Consider the following 13,354-nt stretch of genomic DNA (forward strand, 5'->3'; position numbering starts at 1 on the left):
GATGTCGGCGTCGATTTCCACGATCGGCGCCTTCCGGCACGGCGGCCGTCTCCGCGAGGCGATGGCCGCTTTTCCGGACGCGCCGCGTCCCTGGCTGGACCTGTCCACCGGGATCAATCCCGAGCCCTGGTCCGGCCAGCGGGCGCGGGCCGACGCCCTGCGCCGGCTGCCCGATCCGCTAGAGCTGGCCGAACTCGAAACAGTCGCCGCGCGGGCGTTCGGCGTCGCTGACGCTGGCCGCGTGGTCGCGACCTCCGGGGCGGAGGCGGCGCTTCGCCTGCTGCCTGGCTTGATCGGCGGCGGGGAGGTCGCGCTGCTGGGCCCGATCTATGGCGGCCATGCCGAGAGCTGGGCGGCGTCGGCGCCGAGCCTCATCACGTCGCTGGAAGACCCCAGAGCCGCCGGCGCCGACGTGCTGGTGCTGGTCAATCCGAACAATCCCGATGGCCGGCGGAGCGAGCGGAGCGCCTTGGCCGCCCTGGCGGCGGAGCGGTCGGACGCGGGACGCTGGACGGTCGTCGACGAGTCCTTCGGCGAGGTCGCGCCCGAGCTCAGCGTCGCCGACCTGGAGATCGACCGGCTGGTGATCCTGCGCTCGTTCGGCAAGTTCTATGGCCTGCCGGGCGTTCGACTTGGTTTCATGATTGGAAACAATATCTTCTCGCGGGAATTTCGCGTACTTCTGGGCGACTGGCCTGTCGGCGTCGACGCCCTGGCGATGGGGCTGGAGGCCTATGCCGACGGCGCCTGGCGAACTCAGGCCCGGATCCGGCTGGCGGCCCAGGCCGGCGCGGTCGACGCAGTTCTGGCCAGGGCGGGCCTCAAGCCCGTTGGCGGCTGCGATCTCTTCCGCTGGGTCGAGGCGCCGAACGCGCACGGCCTGTTCACGCGGCTCTGCGCCCAGGGCGTGCTGACGCGGCCCTTCGCCGAGCGGCCGGATAGACTTCGGATCGGCTTGCCTTCGCGCAATGAATTCAATCGCTTTGAACAGGCACTTCGCGCGGTGACGTCATGAACCGCCGCGAGGTCGTGGCTGGCGCCCTGGCGATGACGGCGGGCGGTCCGCCGCCGCTTCCAAGACGCATCGTGTCGCTCAACAGCTGTCTCGACGCCATGCTGGTCCACCTGGCGGACCGGAGCCAGATCGCCGCCCTCAGCCACTATGCCCGTGAGGCCCAAGCCTCCACCGTCGCGGCCCAGGCCCGGACGCTGCCCTATACGTGGGAGAGCGCCGAGGAGGTCATCGACCTGATGCCCGACCTCGTCCTGGCCAGCCAGCACTCGGCGCTCGCGACGCGCAATGCGCTCAAGCGACTGCATGTGCCGGTCCAGCGCTTCAAGGTGCCCAGGTCGATCGACGAGAGCCTGGGCCAGGTTCGCAAGCTGGCCAGGCTGGTCGGCCATCCGGATCGCGGCGAGGCCCTGGTCGCCCGCATCGAGGCGGCGATCGCGGCCGCCAGGCCCGCGCCGGGCGCGCGGCGGCTGACGGCGCTGATCTACCAGCCCAACGGCTTCGCGGCCGGTCCTGGCACCCTGGTCGACGAGATGATGGACCACGCCGGCTTCGACAATGTCGCCCGCCGCTTCGGCCTGAAGACCTGGGGCAATGTCGGGCTGGAGCGCCTGCTGGCCGATCCGCCTCAGGTGCTGCTGGTCGGTGTCTCCGCGCCCGGCGCGCGCAGCTGGGCCGACCGGATCATGACCCACCCGGCCCTGAAGGCCGTGTCGGGGCGGATGCGCCAGGCGTCACTGCCCGAGAAGCTGCTCTACTGCGGCGGCCCTGTCCTGATCGAGACCGCCGCGGCCATGGCCCGGGCGCGAGCCCAAGCTCTGAAGGAGGGCGCATGAAGCCCCGATCTCCCCACGTGAAGCCGTGGGCGATCCGCGGCGTCTTGCTGGCGCTGCTGGTCTTGCTGTTCGGCGTCAGCCTGTGCGCCGGACGCGTCTGGGCGCCGTGGAGCGCCTGGACCTCGGGCGGCGCCGACCCGCGCTGGGCCATCGTCTTCGGCCTGCGCCTGCCGCGCGCCATCCTGGCCATCCTGGTCGGCGGGGCGCTGGGCCTCTCCGGCGCGGCGCTGCAGGGCTATACCCGCAACCCGCTGGCCGATCCCGGCGCCCTGGGCGTCTCGGCGGCGGCGGCGCTGGGCGCGGTGCTGACCCTCTATCTCGGCGCGGCGGGCGAGGCGACCTGGATCCTGCCGGCCGCCGCCATGGTCGGGGCGGGCCTGGGCGTCGCGGCGCTGCTGGGCCTGGCGGGCGTCACCTCCAGCATTGTCACCTTCATTCTGGCGGGCTTTGTCATCCAGACGGTCTGCGGGGCCGGCATCGCCCTGGCCCTGAACCTCGCGCCCAACCCGTGGGCCGTGAACGAGATCGTCAACTGGACCCTGGGCTCGCTGGCCGACCGCGGCGTCGACGAGGTCAAGCTGGCCGCGCCGGGGATCATCGCCGGCGGCGTCCTGCTGCTGACCCTGGGCCGCTCGCTGGACGCCCTGACCCTGGGCGAGCAGGGCGCGCGCTCGCTGGGCGTCGACCTGTCGCGCACGCGCCTGCTGATGGCCGTCGGCGTCGCCGTGGCGGTCGGGTCCAGTGTGGCGGTGACGGGCGTCATCAGCTTCGTCGGCCTGATCACCCCGCACCTGCTGCGACCGCTGCTGGGCTCACGGCCGAGCGCGATCTTGCTGCCGTCATTCCTGGGCGGCGCGGCCCTGACCCTGGCCGCCGACATCCTGGTGCGCCTGACCCCCGCCGCCAGCGAGGTCAAGCTGAGCGTCGCCATGGCCATATTGGGCGGGCCCTTCTTCCTGGCCATGCTGATCTCGATGCGCCGGAGGCTGGCATGATTTCGGCCCGGAACGTGACCCTGGCCCTGGGCGGCCAAGCGGTGCTGGACGGCGTATCGGCCGATTTCGCCAAGGGCGGCGTGATCGCCATCGTCGGCCCCAATGGCGCGGGCAAGTCGACCTTGCTGGCGTGCCTGGCCGGCCTGCGGCGTCCGGACAGCGGCGCGGTCACTCTGGACGGCGCGGCGGTCGCGACCCTGCCGGGCCGCCAGCGCGCGAGCCGCATCGCCTTCCTGGCCCAGACGCCGGAGATCGCCTGGGACGTGGATGTGCGCGCCTTCGTCGGCCTGGGGCGGACGCCGCATCTGGGCGCCTTCGGGCCCAGCGCCGAGGACCAGACGGCGATCGACGCCGCCATCGCCGCCGCCGGCCTAGAGGCCTTCGTCGACCGCGCCGTCACCCGCCTGTCGGGCGGCGAGCGGGCCCGCGCCCTGATCGCCCGGGGGCTGGCCGGCCAAAGCGACTGGCTGCTGGCCGACGAACCGCTGACGGGCCTGGATCCCGGCCACGCCCTCGACGCCCTGGCCCTGTTCCGCCGCATGGCCCACGACCAGGGCAAGGGGGTGATCATCACTCTGCACGACCTGAACCTGGCCGCGCGCTTCGCCGACCGGGTGCTGGTGCTGAGCCAAGGTCGCCTCGTCGTCGACGGCGCGCCCGCCACGGCCCTGACGCAGGAAACCCTGTCGGACGTCTATGGTGTCGTCGTCCGCCTTCACGCGGGCGAAGGCGGTCCGCTGATCGAGGTGCTGGGCCGTGCCGGCTAGACTATCGTCCACCAGCCCCTGGATCGTCCTGGCGGCGGCGATCGTGGAGGCCGCCGTCGGTTATCCGAGCGCCCTGCACCGGCGCGTGCCGCACCCTGTCGTCTGGATTGGAGGACTGATCTCGGCGCTGGAGGCGGGGCTAAACCTGCCGGGTTTCGGCGCGATGGCCCGCCGCCTGCTGGGCGTCGTGACCCTGCTGACCATCGTCACGATCAGCGCCCTGGCGGGTTGGATGGTCGCGGCGCTTGGCGGCGCTTGGGCGATCGTGCTGGTCGGCACCCTGGGCCTGGCCCAGCGCAGCCTGTTCGACCATGTCCGGGCCGTCGCTAAGCCTCTGGCGGCGGGCGACCTGGATAGCGCCCGGATCATGGTCGGCCACATCGTCGGCCGCGATGTCGCCCGGCTGAGCGAGACCGACATCGCCACGGCCGCTATCGAGAGTCTGGCCGAGAGCTTTTGCGACGGGGTCGTCGCGCCGCTATTCTGGTTCGTGGTCGCCGGCCTGCCGGGCCTATTCGTCTACAAGGCGGTCAACACCGCCGACAGCCTGATCGGCCATCGCGAGCCGCGCTGGCGGGCGTTCGGCTGGGCCTCGGCGCGCTTCGACGACCTGATGAATCTGGTCCCGGCGCGGCTGGCGGGCGTGGTCATAGCTCTGACGGGACGCGGTGGCTGGAAGGTCATGCTGCGCGACGCCGGCAAGCACGCCTCGCCCAATGCCGGCTGGCCCGAGGCGGCCATGGCCGGAGCGCTGGGCGTGCGCCTGGGCGGTCCGGCCTGGTATGACGACGCGCTTTCCCAACGTCCGGTGCTGGGCGAGGGCCGGGCGGCGACACCCGCGGATCTGGGCCGCGCTCTGAGGATCTATCTTGTCGCCTGCGGGCTGCTCTGGGTGATGCTGGCGACCGCCGGATTCGTCTGGGCAGGGTTCGTCTGGGGAGGATTCGCATGGCCGCTTTGATGATCCAGGGCTGCGGCTCCGACGTCGGAAAGTCGGTGCTGGTCGCCGGTCTCTGCCGGCTGTTCGCTAACCGAGGCCTCAGCGTCCGACCGTTCAAGCCGCAGAACATGTCCAACAACGCCGCCGTGACCGCCGACGGCGGCGAGATCGGCCGCGCCCAGGCCTTGCAGGCCATTGCCTGCCGCGTCGCCCCGACCGTCGACATGAACCCGGTCTTGCTGAAGCCGCAGAGCGACGTCGGCGCCCAGCTGATCGTGCGCGGCAAGATGGTCGGGACCTGGAAGGCGCGCGGCTATCAGGAGGGCAAGGCGGCGCTGCTAGACACGGTAATCGAGAGCTTCCGCGCGCTGGAGGCGCAAAGCGATCTGGTCATCGTCGAGGGGGCCGGCAGCCCGGCCGAGATCAATCTGCGCGCCGGCGATATCGCCAATATGGGCTTCGCGATCGCCGCCGACGTGCCCGTCGTGCTGGTCGGCGACATCGATCGGGGCCACGTGATCGCCGCCCTGGTCGGCGCCCACGTGGTTCTGGACGACGCTGATCGCGCGATGATCAAGGGCTTCCTGATCAACAAGTTCCGGGGCGATCCCAGCCTGTTTCAGGACGGCCGGACCGAGATCGTCCGCCGAACGGGTTGGGCCGACCTCGGCATGGCCCCGTGGCTGGCGGCGGCGCGACGCCTGCCGGCCGAGGACGCCGTGGTGCTGGACCGCGCCGTCGTCGCCGACGATCGCAAGGCGCGGATCGTCGTGCCGATGCTGTCGCGGATCGCCAATTTCGACGAGTTCGACGCCCTGCGCACAGAACCCGAGGTCGAGTTCGCCTTCGTGCCACCAGGCTCAGCTCTGCCGGGCGACGCGGACCTGGTCATCCTGCCGGGGACCAAGGCGACGCTGGCCGATCTGGCCTTCCTCCGCGCCCAAGGCTGGGACATCGATCTGGCCGCCCACGTCCGGCGCGGCGGCCGGGTGCTGGGCGTCTGCGGCGGCTACCAGATGCTGGGCCGGCGGGTGTCGGATCCGGACGGGGTCGAGGGGCCGCCGGACTCGGTCGAAGGCCTGGGCCTGCTCGACGTCGAGACGGTGATGACCGGCGACAAGACCCTGCGGCCTGTCGCTGGGCGGTTAGCGGGAGGCGCGCGGTTCGAGGGCTACGAGATGCATGTCGGCCGCACCACGGGCGCGGTCTCGCCCATGCTCACCTTCGACGAAGGCGTCACCGACGGCGCCGTCTCGGTCAATGGTCTGGTGCGCGGCGCCTATGTCCACGGCCTGTTCGACCGGGGCGAGGCGCGGGCGGCCCTGCTGGCTGAGCTAGGCGCGGTCTCCGACGCGATCGACCAGGCCGTCCGCGTCGACCAGGCACTGGACGAGATCGCCGCCGCGCTGGAGCAGGCCTTCGACATTCCCGCCCTGGCCGCCATCGCCGGCCTGGAGAATTTCCGATGAATTTGCCGCCCGTCACGCCCGTGGACCATGGCCAGGCGGGGCGGCCGCGCGCCCTGATCGACGGCAAGGCCAAACCGCCGGGGGCGCTGGGGCGGATCGAGGACCTGGCCGTGCGCCTGGCCCTGATCGCCGGCGAGCGACCGCTGGACAGGGCGCTGCTGCTGGTTTTCGCAGGCGACCACGGCCTGACCGCGGAGGGCGTCTCGGCCTATCCGTCCAGCGTCACCCAGGCCATGGTCGCCACTTTCCTGGCCGGCAAGGCCAGCGCCAACGCCTTCGCCCACGCGGTCGGGGCCGGGCTGCGGGTGGTCGACGCCGGGGTCGACGCCGAGTTGCCCGCCCATCCGAACCTGCTGGCGGAAAAGGTGCGGCGCGGGACGCGCAATGCCGCCCTTGAGCCGGCCCTGACCGCTGGCGAGGTGGCCCAGGCGCTGGAGACCGGGGCGCGGATCGCCAGGGATGCCGCCGCCGAGGGCTTCGAGATCCTGGCGCTGGGCGAGATGGGCATCGGCAACACCGCCTCGGCGGCGCTGCTCATGCACCGCCTGGCTCCGGCGCCCCTGGCCGAATGCGTCGGTCGCGGGACCGGCCACGACGATGCGGGCCTGGCCCGCAAGCTGGCGGTGCTGGAGCGCGCTGCGGCGCGATCGGGCGCCACGGAGCCCGCCGCCGTCCTCGCCGAGTTCGGCGGGCTGGAGATCGCCATGATGGCCGGCGCGGTGATCGGCGCGGCGTCGGCGCGCGTTCCGGTGCTGGTCGACGGCTTCATCGCCTCGGCGGCGGCGCTGGCGGCGATCCGCTTGGTTCCTGCCGCCAAGGACTACTGCGTCTTCTGCCACCGCTCGGCCGAGCAGGGACACCAGCGGATGCTGACGGCTCTGGAGGTCGAGCCGCTTCTGGATCTCGGCCTGCGCCTGGGCGAGGGCACGGGCGCGCTGCTGGCCCTGCCGCTCGTTCGCGCCGCTTCGCGGCTGCTCGGCGACGTCGCCAGCCTCGACGACGTCCTGAACGGGCGGCTCTGAGCATGGGCTGGCTCGCGCTTCAGGTTCGGCTGCTGGTTTGCGCGGTCCAGTTCCTGACGCGTATCCCGACGCCGACGCTCAAGGCCTTCGAGCCCGAGTGGATCACTCGCTCGGCCCGCTATTTTCCGCTGGTCGGGCAGGGCGTAGGGGCGGTCTGCGCCGGGGTGCTGCTGATCGGAGACTGGCTGTGGAGCGCGCCGGCCGGGGCGATCCTGGCCATAACCGCGGGCCTGCTGATCACCGGCGCCTTCCACGAGGACGGCCTGGCCGACACCGCCGATGGCCTGGGCGGCGGTCAGACTCCCGCACGGCGGCTCGAGATCATGAAGGACAGCCGCATCGGGACCTATGGCGTCTGCGCCCTGGTCGGGGTGTTGGCGCTGAAGGCCGCCGTACTGGCCGAGACGCCGGTCGCCGCCGTCCTGCTGCTGGCCGCCCACGGCCTGGGCCGCGCCGCCGCTGTCGTGGTCATGCGCCTGACGCCCTATGCCCCCAGCGGCGAGGCCGGGAAGTGGAAGCCCGTACCGCGAGGCGTGCGGACCGGCGAGGTGATCGTCGCCGTGCTGATCGCCGCCTGGCCGCTGGTTCTGCTGCCGCCCGGGGCGGTGCTGGCGGGTTTGGCGGGGGGCGCGCTGCTGGCCAGCTTGCTGACCCTGACCGCCCGGCGGCTGATCGGCGGCCACACCGGCGACGTGCTGGGGGCGGTCGAGCAGGTGTTCGAGCTCGGCTTCCTGCTCGGCGCGGCGGCGTTGGCATGAGGCTGCTGGTCGGTCCGATCACGGCGGTCGCGCGGTTGGCCGGAGAGGCCGATCATGTGCTGTCGCTGATCTCGCCCGACGCAGCGGAACCGGTCTTAACGCAGACAAAAACGCTGTTGCGTTTCAATGATATCACCGAACAACGTGAAGGCTTGATCGCGCCCTCGGCGGCGATGGTCGAGACCATCCTCGCCCTCCGCGAGGCGCCGACGCTGTTGATCCACTGCTTCGCCGGCGTCAGCCGCTCGACGGCGGCGGCCTATGCCCTGGCGTGCGCGAGGCGTCCGGCGGGCGAGGAACAGGCGCTGGCCACGCAGCTCCGTTCGCTCTGCCCAGAAGCCACGCCCAACGCCCTGATGGTGGCGCTGGCCGACATGATCTTGGATCGCGCCGGCGCCATGTCCCGCGCCATCGCTGGGATCGGTCGCGGGATCGACGCCTATGAAGGCAGGGTGATCGACTGGCGGCTGGACTAGCCTAGACCAGGCCGGGCAGCTCGATCTTCACCAGCTTCCATTTGAAAAGTCCGCGACGCTCCAGCACCAGGCCGAACGGCTCCTGATCGCCGTCCTTGCGGTTGCGATAGGTGGCGCGGAAGTGATCGAGGTCCACGTAGCCGTAGTGGACCTCGGTCTCGGACTTCGCCTTCGGTTTCGTCGCCTCGGGCTGGGGCTGTTCGGCCGCTGGACCGCCCGGCGGGGCGCCGATGCTTTTCGGCGGCTCGTTGGTGGCCACCATGTTGGCGATGGCGTCGGGCGTCGCATAGGTCTCGACCGCCTTGTCCACCACGCCGACCAGCAGCATCTGGCCGAAGGCGGCGAAGGGGTTGTCGCGCAGCTTGGGGTCTTCCTCCAACTTGCGCGTCATGCTGGCCTTGAGCTGGCTCTTCAGGCTCTCGCGCACGGCCGGAAAGTCGACCGCGCTCTCCAGACCGGCCTTGTCGCCGGCCTTGGCCGCCGCCGTCAGGCCCCGCAGAGCGAGGACCGGCGAGGCCAGATAACCGGCGATCAGCGCCGCCACCAGCACAGCAGCGCCGGCGCCAATCAGAATACGGTTCGAGCGAGTCATCGGGTCCTCCTGACCTGGATCAAGTCAGGCGGGGGGAGCGGGGTCAACTCACGGCCGCGAGGCGCGCAGGATATCGGTCCACGGCGCCGGCTTCTTGCCCGTGCGCTTCACCAGATCGTCGCGCAGCGGCAGGTACCTGGCGTCCAGCAGGCTGGCCAGGGTGTAGGTGCTGACGCCGTTGGAGACGTCCCAGTCGTGCGCCGCATATTCTTTCTGGCCGGAATTGGCGCGGTCGCGGTCGAACTGGATCTTGGAGTTGACGAACTCGCTGTGGGTCTTCTCGCCCCGCGCGAAGGCCGCCAGCCAGTCCAGCGAATGGGGCAGGCTGGACCCCGTCGGGCTCTTCCAGCTGAACCAGTCCTCGCCGTGCGCCTGGGCCGACAAGGCGGCCATCATCAGCGGATCCAGATTGTAGGTCACGTAGTGCAGGGCGTCGCGCTCGTGGAAGTCGTAGGTCGAGCCGTCGGCATACAGGTTGACGCCAATCTGCTTGCGGAACGCCTCACGGGCGCGAGCGATCAGCTTGGCGTCGCCGGTCTGGTAGGCGGCCAGGGTCGCCATCTTGATCCGGTGGCTCTGCCAGTTGGTCTCGGCGTGGGTCGGACCCGCGTCCATGGCGTCCAGATAACCGACCGCCATCCTGCGCCAGAAGGCGTCGACCTTGGCGCGGAGCGGGGCGGGCAGGTCGCTCTCCGTCAGGTCGGTGGCCATGAGCAGGGTGTCGAAGCCGGTCTCGTCGATCGGGTTGAACGAGATCTGATAGATGTCCGCCCAATTCTCGAGATAGCGGCCCGCGGCCTCCAGGAACCCGCGGTCGCCGGTCAGGCGGTAGGCCAGCGCGAAGTTCAGCACGATCGGCTGGTCCTCGCGGGCCTTGATGCTGATTTCGCGGATGCCTTTGCCGGGCAGGGTGCCTTCGGTATGCGCGTGGGGGATGGCGCCGGGCGGACGATCCAGGGTCGCGACGGCGCGCGAGACGATGGCCTCCTTCAGCGCGGGCGATACCGCGCCCTTGCCGTAGTTCGGCCCGAGCAGACCGTAGTCCGCGGCGTGCGCGGCGGACGCGACGGCCATCAGGGCGCACGCGGCGAACCATGCGGTCTTCATAGGAGCCTCCCAAGCCTTACTGGTCGCCGCGCTTCTCGCGGCGTTGAGCAAGATATCTGGCCAATCGGGAGGCTTGTCAATTATTGGTCATGTCAATTTTGGCGACTGGTCCGACCGAGGCCGATGGCGGCGCCGCCCATCGCGGTCCGCCGTCTTAGGTCGGGTCGTCGAGCGGATCGGCTCGGCGCCAGGCGCGGATCGCGAGGCTTACGCTCCACAGCGCCGCCAGGACCGCCGAGACGATGAGCAGGGCGTTGAAGCCCCGCGCCAGTAGCAGGCGTTGGTCCACGGCCCTGAGAGTGGGAAGGGTCGCGCAATCGCCTTCCGCCCTGGGCGGCGAGGGATGTTTCAGGGCCTCTCGTTCGGCCAGGCGCTCGCTGGTGGCGCGCACCTGGACGCACCGCGTCCAGTCGTCGCCGGGCGCGATGACGTAGGATTTCAGGGGCGGATCGAGCAGGAGATCCCCGACTGAGAACCCGATGGCGCCGGCATAGGCCACCGCGCACAGCGCTAGCAAAGGGCTTGGTTTGATCACGTCGGCTATCCAATTCTGCGGGCGGCGGCGAAGCGCGGAGAGCGTCGCCGGGGCATGAGCCGTGGCGGTGGATCATGATGGTGGGGTGTTCGGTTCCCGGCTTCGGGACCGTGGGACCGTCCCGTTGGGAACCTGCCCGAATGGCGTGACTGCGCGCCGCGTGAGAATCCTAGCACGGACCGTCGCCTGGACGGGAATGATTGCGACATGGGGAGCCATCGTCTCCGCGCCGCGCTATCCTATCCGAGCCACGGATCATCCCGCGTCATGCGGAATCGTCGGCCCGAAAGGACGTCATGTCCGCCATCTCGAACAATCCAGCCCAAGTGTCCCCGGCTCTGGCGTCTCGATGAGCCCGTGGAGAGCGTTGCTGGCGAGTTTTGGCGCGCGCCGGGCGTCGCCGCGGGAGGTGCGGGCCGAGGCGTTCTTCCTGGGCAGCCGCCACAAGGGTGAGATCCGGGAAGGCGCGGAAAAGGAACTGCTGGCGCCCGACCTCAGTGCCGATCGCGCCGCCCTGCTGCGCGCGGTCATCCGCATGACGCCTGACCCCGCCAGCCGGGGGACGCGCCCATGACCGACGAAGACGCTCAGTCGATGCGTCGCGAGAACGCCTATCTCAAAAGTCGAAACGCCCAACTGCAAGGCGACGTCACCAGCCTCAGCGGCCAGGTCCTGCGCATGCAGCAGGAGCTGGAGCGCTTGAGCGGCCGTCACTCTGGCCGCGCGCCCGATCCGCTCGTCGGTGGTCAATCCTAGGCGGCTAGGTCTTCTTGCGATCCGTGGACTTCAGGAACTCCGACCCCGCGGCGGTGATTTCCCAGCCCTGGGCCTTCCGCTCCGCCAGGCCGAGATCGGTCAGGACGCGCGCGGCGGCGATATTGATGTAGGGGACCTCTTTACCCTGACGCTTGCGTTCCAGGTTTTCGAGGGCGTGTATTTGGGCGTCGGTCAGGGTCATGCCGGAACAACGCCCGGCCAGCCGCAAAAGTCCAGCACCTTGTCCGTGACGACGTTCGGGGCTCAGGTCGGCGCCATGATCTCATCGGTTCTGACGACGAAGCTTTTCAGGAGCGCGGGGCCGAACGAGGTGGTGATGGCCGCGTCGGTCGCGTCGCGCCCGCGCGCCATCAGGATGCGCGCGATGCGCGGGGTGTTGTGGCGCGCGTCGAAGGTGCGCCATTCGCCGTCGAGATAGGCCTCGAACCAGGCGCTGAAATCCATCGGCGCGTCGACCGCCGGAACCCCGATGTCGCCCAGATAGCCGGTGCAGTATCGCGCCGGGATGTTCATGCAGCGGCACAGGGCGATGGCCAGGTGGGCGAAGTCGCGGCAGACGCCGCGCCGCTCTTCGTTGGCTTGCCACGCCGATTTCGTGGCCCGGGCGTGCGCATAGCCAAATTCGATGCGCTGGTGGGTGTAGTCGACGATCGCCTGCACCCGCGCCCAGCCCGGCGGGGTGTCGCCGAAAAGCGACCAGGCCAGATCGCTCAGGGTGTCGGTCTCGCAGTAGCGGCTGCCCAGCAGGAAGACGAGCGCTTCGGGCGGCAACTGCTCGACCCCGCACGCGTGGGCGTCGGGCAGGACGGGATCAGGCGCGCCGCTGTCGCGGATGACGAAATCGGCCGACAGCACCGAACGCCCCGCCGGCAGCACGACGCGACTACAGCGGTTCCCGAAGCCGTCGATATAGGCGTCGATCGGCGCGCCGCTGTCGATATGGATGGTGTCAGGCGTCTCGAGGTCGGCCTCGCGCTCGGGCCGGACATTCAGCATCAGCAGCATCGGCGTCGGCGCCGGGCAATCGTAGGTGATCTCGAAACCGGCTCGTATGCGCATGGAATGTCCTGACGGCTAACTGGCCAAGGCAACGTCCTCTTGGGCGGGCGGTTGCGCCGCATGCATCGTCGCCAGCGCGCCGAGGCGATCATGCTCGCTCAGCACCTCGACCTCGACGTCCATGCCTAGATAATCGCCAGACTCTCCCGTCCAGCCGCCCGACAGGGGCAGGGCCTGGCGAGGATCGCGGGCGATCGCCACGCGGATAAGGTCGGCGTTGCCGACGATGCCGTTGGTCGGATCGAACTCCACCCAGCCGCAGAGCGGCAGGTAGACCCGCACCCAGGCATGGGTGTGTCCGCCGCCGAGCTTGGCGGGCAGGCCAGCCGGGCGCGGCGGGCAATAGAGGTAGCCGGAGACGAACTGGGCGGCCAGGCCCAGGGACCGGACCGCCTCCATCATCAACACCGCGAAGTCTCGACACGTGCCGCTGCGCCAGGCCAGGGTCTCCGTCGGGCTCTGCGCCGCGCCGTGCAGACGCGTGGCGTAGCGGAAGTCGCTGTAGATGGCCTGAGTCATCTCGGCCAGCAGGGTCTGAAGGCTGGTGCGGCCGTCATGGCGCAGGAAGCTGCGCGCCCAGCGTTCCAGCGCGCCGTCGGGATCCGGATGCTGCCGCTCCATCGACCGCAGCAGGTCGGGCATGTCCTCCGGGCTGTAGGCGAACGGCATCGAGCCGCCATAGGCCTCGATCTCGCCGTCGACGCCGGCGAAGGCGGGCAGGGGCCGATGATCCAGCGTCACCCGGCTCTCGAAGGACAGCTCGCGTGCGCGCTCGCCGAAGCGCGCGATGGTCACGCAATTGCCGAACACGTCGTGGACGTTGCGGATCAGGCTGGGCTCGGGTCCGATGACAAGGTCGGCGCTGACCAGGCGCTGGTCGTAGCTCTCCAGCGGGCGGAACATCATCCGGTGCTCGCCAAACCCGACGGGCTTGCGATAGCGGTAGCGCGTCAGGTGACGGATCGAGAGGATCGACATTGAACCAGCGTGACCTGAGCCGGGATGATCC

General features: G+C 70.3%; 17 protein-coding genes. 11 read left to right on the forward strand and 6 right to left on the reverse strand.

Features of this window, described 5'->3' with window-relative positions; genetic code table 11:
* The first annotated feature begins 1 nt into the window (after position 1).
* Genes ACW175_RS11690 through ACW175_RS11730 form a run of 9 tightly spaced genes read left to right on the forward strand, consistent with a single transcriptional unit; the run spans position 2 to position 8,275 of the window.
* Positions 2 to 1,015 (forward strand): threonine-phosphate decarboxylase, encoded by a 1,014-nt coding sequence (locus tag ACW175_RS11690; protein ID WP_492104624.1) that lies wholly within the window; start codon positions 2 to 4, stop codon positions 1,013 to 1,015.
* On the forward strand, positions 1,012 to 1,848 hold the full coding sequence (locus ACW175_RS11695) for an ABC transporter substrate-binding protein (RefSeq protein ID WP_492104625.1): 837 nt from the start codon (positions 1,012 to 1,014) through the stop codon (positions 1,846 to 1,848). Before ACW175_RS11690 ends, ACW175_RS11695 begins: the two co-directional genes overlap by 4 nt.
* On the forward strand, positions 1,845 to 2,843 hold the full coding sequence (locus tag ACW175_RS11700; protein ID WP_492104626.1) for a FecCD family ABC transporter permease: 999 nt from the start codon (positions 1,845 to 1,847) through the stop codon (positions 2,841 to 2,843). Before ACW175_RS11695 ends, ACW175_RS11700 begins: the two co-directional genes overlap by 4 nt.
* Complete coding sequence (locus ACW175_RS11705) at positions 2,840 to 3,610, forward strand: ABC transporter ATP-binding protein (protein ID WP_492104627.1); 771 nt, start codon at positions 2,840 to 2,842, stop codon at positions 3,608 to 3,610. Before ACW175_RS11700 ends, ACW175_RS11705 begins: the two co-directional genes overlap by 4 nt.
* Positions 3,600 to 4,571: an adenosylcobinamide-phosphate synthase CbiB gene (cbiB, locus tag ACW175_RS11710; RefSeq protein ID WP_492104628.1), complete on the forward strand. Its 972-nt coding sequence runs from the start codon at positions 3,600 to 3,602 to the stop codon at positions 4,569 to 4,571. Before ACW175_RS11705 ends, cbiB begins: the two co-directional genes overlap by 11 nt.
* Complete coding sequence (locus ACW175_RS11715) at positions 4,559 to 6,019, forward strand: cobyric acid synthase (RefSeq protein WP_492104629.1); 1,461 nt, start codon at positions 4,559 to 4,561, stop codon at positions 6,017 to 6,019. Before cbiB ends, ACW175_RS11715 begins: the two co-directional genes overlap by 13 nt.
* Positions 6,016 to 7,041 carry a nicotinate-nucleotide--dimethylbenzimidazole phosphoribosyltransferase gene (gene cobT / locus ACW175_RS11720; RefSeq protein WP_492104630.1) on the forward strand — a complete coding sequence of 342 codons (1,026 nt, stop codon included), beginning with the start codon at positions 6,016 to 6,018 and terminating at the stop codon, positions 7,039 to 7,041. The genes ACW175_RS11715 and cobT overlap by 4 nt, the downstream gene beginning before the upstream one ends.
* Positions 7,042 to 7,043: 2 nt before the next feature.
* On the forward strand, positions 7,044 to 7,799 hold the full coding sequence (gene cobS, locus ACW175_RS11725) for an adenosylcobinamide-GDP ribazoletransferase (RefSeq protein WP_492104631.1): 756 nt from the start codon (positions 7,044 to 7,046) through the stop codon (positions 7,797 to 7,799).
* A gap of 56 nt (positions 7,800 to 7,855) precedes the next feature.
* Positions 7,856 to 8,275 (forward strand): tyrosine phosphatase family protein, encoded by a 420-nt coding sequence (locus ACW175_RS11730; protein WP_492104632.1) that lies wholly within the window; start codon positions 7,856 to 7,858, stop codon positions 8,273 to 8,275.
* A gap of 1 nt (position 8,276) precedes the next feature.
* On the opposite strand, the gene ACW175_RS11735 is transcribed toward ACW175_RS11730, so the two are convergent.
* From ACW175_RS11735 to ACW175_RS11745, 3 genes are all read right to left on the reverse strand, one after another.
* A complete protein-coding gene (locus ACW175_RS11735) occupies positions 8,277 to 8,867 on the reverse strand; it encodes a DUF2939 domain-containing protein (protein WP_492104633.1) in 591 nt (196 codons plus the stop codon).
* Between the two features lie 48 nt (positions 8,868 to 8,915).
* A complete protein-coding gene (locus ACW175_RS11740; RefSeq protein WP_492104634.1) occupies positions 8,916 to 9,974 on the reverse strand; it encodes an alginate lyase family protein in 1,059 nt (352 codons plus the stop codon).
* Between the two features lie 154 nt (positions 9,975 to 10,128).
* A complete protein-coding gene (locus ACW175_RS11745) occupies positions 10,129 to 10,509 on the reverse strand; it encodes a hypothetical protein (RefSeq protein WP_492104635.1) in 381 nt (126 codons plus the stop codon).
* A 349-nt stretch (positions 10,510 to 10,858) separates the two neighbouring features.
* Between ACW175_RS11745 and ACW175_RS11750 the strand changes: the two genes are divergently transcribed.
* Positions 10,859 to 11,083 carry a hypothetical protein gene (locus ACW175_RS11750; protein WP_492104636.1) on the forward strand — a complete coding sequence of 75 codons (225 nt, stop codon included), beginning with the start codon at positions 10,859 to 10,861 and terminating at the stop codon, positions 11,081 to 11,083.
* Positions 11,080 to 11,265 carry a hypothetical protein gene (locus ACW175_RS11755; protein ID WP_492104637.1) on the forward strand — a complete coding sequence of 62 codons (186 nt, stop codon included), beginning with the start codon at positions 11,080 to 11,082 and terminating at the stop codon, positions 11,263 to 11,265. Before ACW175_RS11750 ends, ACW175_RS11755 begins: the two co-directional genes overlap by 4 nt.
* 4 nt (positions 11,266 to 11,269) lie before the next feature.
* Here ACW175_RS11755 and ACW175_RS11760 read toward each other — a convergent pair whose 3' ends face one another.
* From ACW175_RS11760 to ACW175_RS11770, 3 genes are all read right to left on the reverse strand, one after another.
* A complete protein-coding gene (locus ACW175_RS11760) occupies positions 11,270 to 11,467 on the reverse strand; it encodes a hypothetical protein (RefSeq protein ID WP_492104638.1) in 198 nt (65 codons plus the stop codon).
* A 62-nt stretch (positions 11,468 to 11,529) separates the two neighbouring features.
* Entirely contained in the window at positions 11,530 to 12,345 is an 816-nt protein-coding gene (locus tag ACW175_RS11765; RefSeq protein WP_492104639.1) for a transglutaminase-like domain-containing protein, read from the reverse strand.
* Between the two features lie 15 nt (positions 12,346 to 12,360).
* The gene (locus tag ACW175_RS11770) at positions 12,361 to 13,323 is read right to left on the reverse strand and encodes a transglutaminase family protein (protein WP_492104640.1); all 963 of its coding nucleotides are present in this window, start codon (positions 13,321 to 13,323) and stop codon (positions 12,361 to 12,363) included.
* Positions 13,324 to 13,354: the final 31 nt, after the last annotated feature.

It is taken from the genome of Caulobacter sp. FV1ye6ST (assembly GCF_058681225.1).